4 protein-coding genes and 1 pseudogene are annotated in these 7,132 nt (G+C 70.4%); 1 reads left to right on the top strand and 4 read right to left on the bottom strand.

The window, feature by feature from the left end; genetic code table 11:
* Nucleotides 1–112: 112 nt before the first annotated feature.
* Nucleotides 113–529: pseudogene (locus tag EAO75_RS42990) on the bottom strand (dioxygenase); the annotation flags it as partial.
* Between the two features lie 113 nt (nucleotides 530–642).
* A complete protein-coding gene (gene aspS / locus EAO75_RS42985) occupies nucleotides 643–2,406 on the bottom strand; it encodes an aspartate--tRNA ligase (RefSeq protein ID WP_148000416.1) in 1,764 nt (587 codons plus the stop codon).
* Between the two features lie 202 nt (nucleotides 2,407–2,608).
* Here aspS and EAO75_RS42980 point away from each other — a divergent pair, with 202 nt between their 5' ends.
* Nucleotides 2,609–4,795, top strand: a complete 2,187-nt coding sequence (locus tag EAO75_RS42980; RefSeq protein ID WP_148000415.1) for a SpoIIE family protein phosphatase — start codon at nucleotides 2,609–2,611, stop codon at nucleotides 4,793–4,795.
* On the opposite strand, the gene EAO75_RS42975 is transcribed toward EAO75_RS42980, so the two are convergent.
* Both EAO75_RS42975 and EAO75_RS42970 read right to left on the bottom strand, forming a co-directional pair.
* A complete protein-coding gene (locus tag EAO75_RS42975; RefSeq protein WP_187284799.1) occupies nucleotides 4,711–5,823 on the bottom strand; it encodes an AI-2E family transporter in 1,113 nt (370 codons plus the stop codon). The genes EAO75_RS42980 and EAO75_RS42975 overlap by 85 nt on opposite strands.
* 215 nt (nucleotides 5,824–6,038) lie before the next feature.
* Complete coding sequence (locus EAO75_RS42970; RefSeq protein ID WP_148000414.1) at nucleotides 6,039–7,010, bottom strand: pirin family protein; 972 nt, start codon at nucleotides 7,008–7,010, stop codon at nucleotides 6,039–6,041.
* Between the last annotated feature and the right edge of the window lie 122 nt (nucleotides 7,011–7,132).

Genomic DNA, 7,132 nt, shown 5'->3' with positions numbered 1-7,132 from the left:
CCTTACAGCGCTCTTACCTAGCGTCCGGGGCATGACGGGAAACCACACGGCCCAAGAGCCGAAGCACAAAAGGGATCTGACGCGCCGCAAGGTCGTGGTCGCCGGAGCGGGAGCCGCCGCCCGAGAAGCTCTCGTAGCCCGAGTACAGGCCCAGCGCGTCGCAGTGCCAGATGTCCACGGCCGCGTTGCCGACCGGCTTGCACGTCTCGGCGTCGATCACCTTGAGGCGAAGGGTGAGCGGGATGCCCTCCTTGTCCTCGGTGATGTCCTGGCGGAGCTTGTCGGCGTCGATGTAATAGGGGCCCTCGGTGGTCTCCGAGGTGAGCTTGTAGCAGGTCTCCCCGGCCGTGGAGGGGCTGCTCGCCGAGGCCTTCGCGCCCTTCGCCCCGGACTCTCCCGCGAACGCGCCGGCAGCCAGCGTGCCGCCCACGCCCACCGCGGCGGCGGCTCCCGCTCCGGCGACCACGACCTTGCGGCGCGTCAGATCCCTTTTGTGCTTCGGCTCTTGGGCCGTGTGGTTTCCCGTCATGCCCCGGACGCTAGGTAAGAGCGCTGTAAGGGGCATGGGTGTGGGCTGTGGTTACCTGTGGAACCTGAAAGGGCCCGGAACCGATCACGGCTCCGGGCCCTTCGCTCAGCCGACTACTTGGGCTGCGGCTTGCGCACCGACAGGTGCAGCTCCTTCAGCCGCGCCTCGTCCAGCTCCGTCGGCGCGCCCATCATCAGGTCCTGGGCGTTGCCGTTGAGCGGGAAGGCGATGGTCTCGCGGATGTTCGGCTCGTCGGCCAGCAGCATCACGATGCGGTCGACACCGGGGGCGATGCCGCCGTGCGGCGGGGCGCCGAAGCGGAACGCGCGCAGCATGCCGGCGAACTTCTCCTCGACGGTCTCGCGGTCGTAGCCCGCGATCTCGAAGGCCTTCAGCATGATCTCCGGCTCGTGGTTCCGGATCGCGCCGGAGGACAGCTCGACGCCGTTGCAGACGATGTCGTACTGCCAGCCCAGGATGTCCAGCGGGTCCTGGGTCTGAAGGGCCTCAAGACCGCCCTGCGGCATGGAGAAGGGGTTGTGCGAGAAGTCGATCGAGCCGGTCTCCTCGTCCTTCTCGTACATCGGGAAGTCGACGATCCAGCAGAACCGGAAGACGCCCTCCTCGAAGTGCCCGGCCCGCTTGGCGGCCTCGACGCGCACCGCGCCCATGATCTTCGAGACCTCGTCGAACTCGCCCGCACCGAAGAACACGGCGTGCCCGGCGGCCAGCGACAGCCGCTTCGTCAGCTCGGCGACGTTCTCCTCGGTGAGGAACTTGGCGATCGGGCCGGACAGCGAACCGTCCTCGGCGACACGGACCCAGGCCAGGCCCTTGGCGCCCTGCGAGACCGCGAAGTCYCCGAGCTGGTCGAAGAACTTCCGGGGCTGCGCGGAGACGTCCGGCACCGGCAGCGCGCGCACGTGCTTGCCGGCGAACGCCTTGAACTCCGAGCCCTCGAAGATGTCGGTGATGTCGACGAGCTCCAGCTGGGCGCGCAGGTCCGGCTTGTCGGAGCCGTACTTCAGCATCGCCTCGCGGAACGGGATCCGCGGGAAGGGCGACGTGACGTGGCGGCCGCCTCCGAACTCCTCGAACAGCTCCGTCATGAGCTGCTCGATCGGCTGGAAGACGTCCTCCTGCTCGACGAAGCTCATCTCGACGTCGAGCTGGTAGAACTCGCCCGGCGAGCGGTCGGCTCGCGCGTCCTCGTCACGGAAGCAGGGCGCGATCTGGAAGTAGCGGTCGAAGCCGGAGATCATCAGCAGCTGCTTGAACTGCTGCGGAGCCTGCGGCAGGGCGTAGAACTTGCCCGGGTTCAGGCGGGAGGGGACGACGAAGTCGCGGGCGCCCTCGGGGGAGGTGGCCGACAGGATGGGCGTGGCCATCTCGTTGAAGCCGAGCGCCGTCATCTTGTGACGAATGGCGGAGATCACCGACGTACGCAGCAGGATGTTCTTGTGCATGCGCTCGCGGCGCAGGTCCAGGAAGCGGTACTCCAGGCGCCGCTCCTCGTTGACCCCGTCCTCGGTGTTGATCGTGAAGGGGAGCGGGGCGGCGGCGCCGAGCAGCTCGACCTCGCCGACCTCGACCTCGATCTCGCCGGTGGGCAGCTCCGGGTTGATGTTGTCCGCGCCGCGGGAGACGACCTTGCCGTCGACGCGGACCGTCGACTCCTTGGTCACCTTGTCGAGGGCCTCGTAGGCCGGGGTGCCCGGGCGGGCGACGAGCTGCGTGATGCCGTAGTGGTCGCGCAGATCGATGAAGAGGATGCCGCCCAGGTCGCGCCGATTGTGCAGCCAGCCACTCAGCCGGACGTCGGTGCCGACGTCAGAGGAGCGGAGCTCGCCGCAGGTGTGGGACCTGTACCGATGCATCGTCGTTCATCCAGTCTTCGCGGATCGGGGGGCTTGGTTCCCGTGAATCGAGGGACTTGTTTCACGTGAAACTCCACCCAAGACTACCGGGCACCCCAAGATCGCCTCCCCACCATTTCGCCGCGGCTTCGGGCCCCTGCGGACCAGGTGCCCCGTACAGCTTCGGTGGCAGCGTTCGATCACCTCTTCTTAGAGTGGGGCAATGCGCACTGGTGAGCCCCTGCCCGCCGTGGGGGAGGTCCTCGCCGCCCTCGCGACCGGTCTGTGGCACTGGAACACCGCCACGGGACTGGTCACGGTCGACGCGGAGGCGGCACGGCTGCTCGGGCTGCCCACCGAGCAGTCCACCCTCAGCCAGGCCCAGGTCCGGGCCCGGCTGCATCCGGTGGACTGGAACGAGATCAGCGGAGTGATCCAGCTGGCCGTCGCCGAGGGCACCCTCGGCGAGGTACGGGTACGGATCATGGACGAGCGGGGCCGGGTCATCCGGGTCGGCCGCAGCCGCTTCCACGCGTCCTTCGACCGCGAGAAACGGTCGTACGAGGTCACCGGCTCCCTCCAGGAGGTCACCGAGCCGGTGCCGGGCACCTCCGCGGGGCGTACCGCGGTCACCGGCGACTGGCGGCGCTCACGGGAGGCGTTCCTGCTGGACGCGGGCCGGGCGCTGGCCGAGGCCCGGTCGACGGCGGAGGTGCTGCGGGTCGCGGCGGGCCTGTCGATGCCGGGCTTCTCACCGGACGGGCTCGCGGTGTTCGGCGTCACGGGCGATCGCCTGACGATCATCGGCCACCACGGCCATCAGCCCGGCGACGAGGACCCCTTCACACATATGGCCCTGGAGACGGACTACCCGGCCGCCGAGGTGGTCCGCACCGGCCGTGCCGTCTATCTCTCGTCGCCCGAGAAGTACAAGGAGCGCTACCCGCTCACCTGGCCGCTCGCCGCGCACTTCGACCGGCAGTCCTGGGCGTTCCTGCCGCTGACCGTCGCCGGCCGCACGATGGGCGCCTGGATGGCGGCGTTCACCTATCCGGTCGCCTTCACCCCCGACGAGCGGTCCGTGCTGACGACGGTGGCCCGCATGCTCGCCCAGGCCCTCTCGCGCGCCGAGGCCACCGAGTCCGCGCGGGAGCTGACAGACGGCCTCCAGCGCTCGATGCTGCCCCAGTTGGGCCCCGAGATACCGGGCATGGGCGTCGCCGCACGCTACGTCCCGACCGGCGGGGGGCTCCAGGTCGGCGGCGACTGGTACGACATGATCCCGCTGCCGGGCGGCCGCTTCGCCCTGGTCATCGGCGACGTCCAGGGCCATGACGTGCGGGCCGCGGGCCTGATGGGTCAGCTGCGCATCGCGCTGCGCGCCTACGCCTCCGAGGGCCACCGCCCCGACGCCGTCCTGTCCCGCGCCTCCCGCTTCCTGCACGGGATGACGTTCGGCGCCCTCGACGAGGATCCGAACGACCTGCGCTTCGCGACTTGCCTGTACGTCGAGGTCGACCCCACGTCCGGCCTGCTGGACATCGCCCGCGCCGGCCACCCGGACCCGGCGATCCGGATGACGGACGGCACGGTGCTGGCCCGCCCGACGGCCGGCGGTCTGCCGCTGGGCATCGACCCGGACGCCGACTATCCGACGACCAGGATCACCCTGGAACCCGGCGAGACCATGCTGATCTGCACGGACGGCCTGATCGAGACCGGCGGCCACGACCTGGAGACCGGCTGGAAGCGCATCCGCACGATCCTGGAGGACTACGACGGCGACCTGGAGGGGCTCGCCGACGCCCTCGTCCAGGCCGTCCACGGCCCGTCCTCCCACCACACCACCGGCCCGCTCGCCGACCGGCGCGAGGACGACATAGCGGTGCTGCTGCTGCGCCGGCAGGAGGAGGGCTGCGGCTGCGGCGACACCGCGACCCTGCGCCCGACGATCCGGCGCACCGTGCTGTCCGTCGCGCAGGCCGAGCCGGAGCGGGTGGCGATCGCCCGTCACCAGCTGCGGGAGATGCTGCACGACTGGGCGTGTGCGGACCAGGTCGACTCGGCGGTCCTGCTGCTGTCCGAGATGCTGACGAACGTCCTCGTGCACACCGACGCGGACGCCCTGCTGCTGGCCGAGGTGCGGGGCGAGCCGGGCGAGCGCCGGCTGCGCGTCGAGGTCACCGACACCAGCGACGACCTGCCGCACCGGCGCAGCCCCGGGGAACTGGCCTCGTCGGGGCGGGGCCTGATGCTGATCGAGCTGCTGGCCCAGGCGTGGGGCGTCGACCCTCGCGGCGAGGGCAAGAGCATCTGGTTCGAGCTCTACGAGTCCGTGGGCGCCGAGGGTTCCGTCGGCGGCTCCGGCCCGGTGGAGGTCGAGGTCGAGGTCGACGTCGAGTTGCCGTAACGCTCCCGCAGTTCGTGCGCGACGCCGAACGCGGCGGCGGTGAGCGGTACGGCGAGCAGCATGCCGAGGATCCCCGCCACGGAGGCTCCCGCGGTGATCGCCACCATGACGACGGCCGGGTGCATCTGCACGGTCCGGCTCTGGATCACCGGAGTCAGCACATGCCCTTCCAGCACCTGCACGGCCAGCACGATCCCCAGCACCCACAGCGCGATGACGAACCCCCGGTCGGCGAGCGCGACCAGCACGGCCACGGCCCCGGAGATGAACGCGCCCAGATAGGGGATGTAGGCCCCCACGAAGACGAGCGCACCGAGCCCGATCGCGCCCGGCACGTCGAGGACGAACAGCCCGACGGTGATGCAGACGGCATCGATGAGGGCGATGAGGGTGGTTCCCCGCATGAACCCCTCCACCGCCTGGAAGGCCCGCCGGGCCATGGCCTCCACGACGTCCCCGCTGTCGCCCGGCACCATGGACCGCAGGGCGCCGGCCGCCCGGTCGGAGTCCCGCAGGAAGAAGAAGACCAGCAGCAGCGCGAGTACGGCGATGGCGATGGTCTCGCCCACGACGCTGACGCCGCTGATGACCCCGGAGGCGGCCGTACCGCCGAACTTGGTGAGCAGTTCCCTGGAGTTGGAGGCGACGTCGTCCAGCGAGGTCCCGGCGGCCCCGAAGTGCTCGGTGAGGTCCTCGCCCGCCTGCTTGAGCGAGTCGACGATCTGGTCGCCGGTCTCGACGATCGCGGCGGCGACGATGTACACGGCCCCGCCCACGACGGCCACGACGGCGACGCAGGTGAGCATGGCGGCGACCGACCGGTTCACCCTGGCCTTCACCAGCCGCCGGTGAAACGGCCCGAGCAGGGCGGTCCCGAGCAGGGCGAGCAGCACCGGCACCACGGCCGTACTGAACTCCACGGCCAGCCGGATCCCCACGTAGACCACCCCGGCGACGAGCAACACGACCACACACCAGGCGGCGAGCCGCCGGACAGGGTCGGGGAGCAGCGGGGTGGGGGCCTGCACGGTTCCAGCGGATCACGCGCGGGGCAAGGCTGTCGTGCGCGGGCGGACCGGGTGGGTGACGACGGGTGCGGGCCTCTCAGCCCTTGCGGAAGGGATCCTCAGTGGTGGAGATACGGGCGCGAGCGCGCATGGGCTGGGTCCTTCCCCCGAGAAAAGGGTCCGGCCTCTGCCGCTCGTGCGGCAGAGGCCGGACCCACTGGAGGTGACCGGCAGGCTTACAGCCCGCCCTCCGACATTCCGTGCACCGCCGGGACCGTCCCCAGCCGGCCCTTCTGGAAGTCCTCGAAGGCCTGCATGAGCTCGTCCTTGGTGTTCATGACGAACGGGCCGTAGTGGGCCATCGGCTCACGGATCGGCTGCCCGCCGAGGAGGACGACCTCCAGGTCCGGCGTGTGGGAGTCCTGCTTCTCGTCCGCGCGGACGGTCAGGGACCCCCCGTCGCCGAAGACCGCGGTCTGGCCCGAGTGGACCGGCCGGCGCTCCGCACCCACGCTGCCGCGGCCCGCGAGGACGTACGCGAGGCCGTTGAAGTCCTCGCGCCACGGCAGGGTGATCTCCGCGCCCGGGGCGAGGGTCGCGTGGATCATCGTGATCGGGGTGTGGGTGATGCCGGGACCCTGGTGGCCGTCCAGCTCACCGGCGATGACACGCAGGAGCGCGCCGCCGTCGGGGGTGCTGAGCAGCTGGACGTTGCCACCGCGGATGTCCTGGTAGCGCGGCGCCATCATCTTGTCCTTGGCCGGCAGGTTCACCCACAGCTGCAGGCCGTGGAAGAGACCGCCGGACATGACCAGCGACTCCGGCGGGGCCTCTATGTGCAGCAGGCCCGAGCCCGCCGTCATCCACTGGGTGTCTCCGTTGGTGATGGTGCCACCGCCGCCGTTGGAGTCCTGGTGGTCGAAGATCCCGTCGATGATGTAGGTGACGGTCTCGAAGCCGCGGTGCGGGTGCCAGGGGGTCCCCTTGGGCTCACCCGGCGCGTACTCCACCTCGCCCATCTGGTCCATCATGATGAACGGGTCCAGGTGGCGGTAGTTGATCCCGGCGAACGCACGGCGCACCGGGAAGCCCTCACCCTCGAAACCGCTCGGCGCGGTCGTGACGGCGAGCACGGGACGGGCCACGGCCTCCGCGGGCGCGGCGACACGGGGCAGCGTCAGCGGGTTCTCGACGGTCACTGCAGGCATGTCGGTACCTCCTTGTGCGTCCACTTTAGTTGAGCGTTGAACTTCTTGCTACCCCTAACGGGAAAAGCCCGGCGGCCATTCCCGCCGGGCACGGCCGAAGGCCGACACCCTGGACGGGCGCC

Origin of the sequence: Streptomyces sp. UW30 (genome assembly GCF_008042075.1) — a bacterium.
In the GTDB taxonomy this organism is placed as follows: domain Bacteria; phylum Actinomycetota; class Actinomycetes; order Streptomycetales; family Streptomycetaceae; genus Streptomyces.
This window is presented reverse-complemented; position numbering and strand designations above follow the sequence as displayed.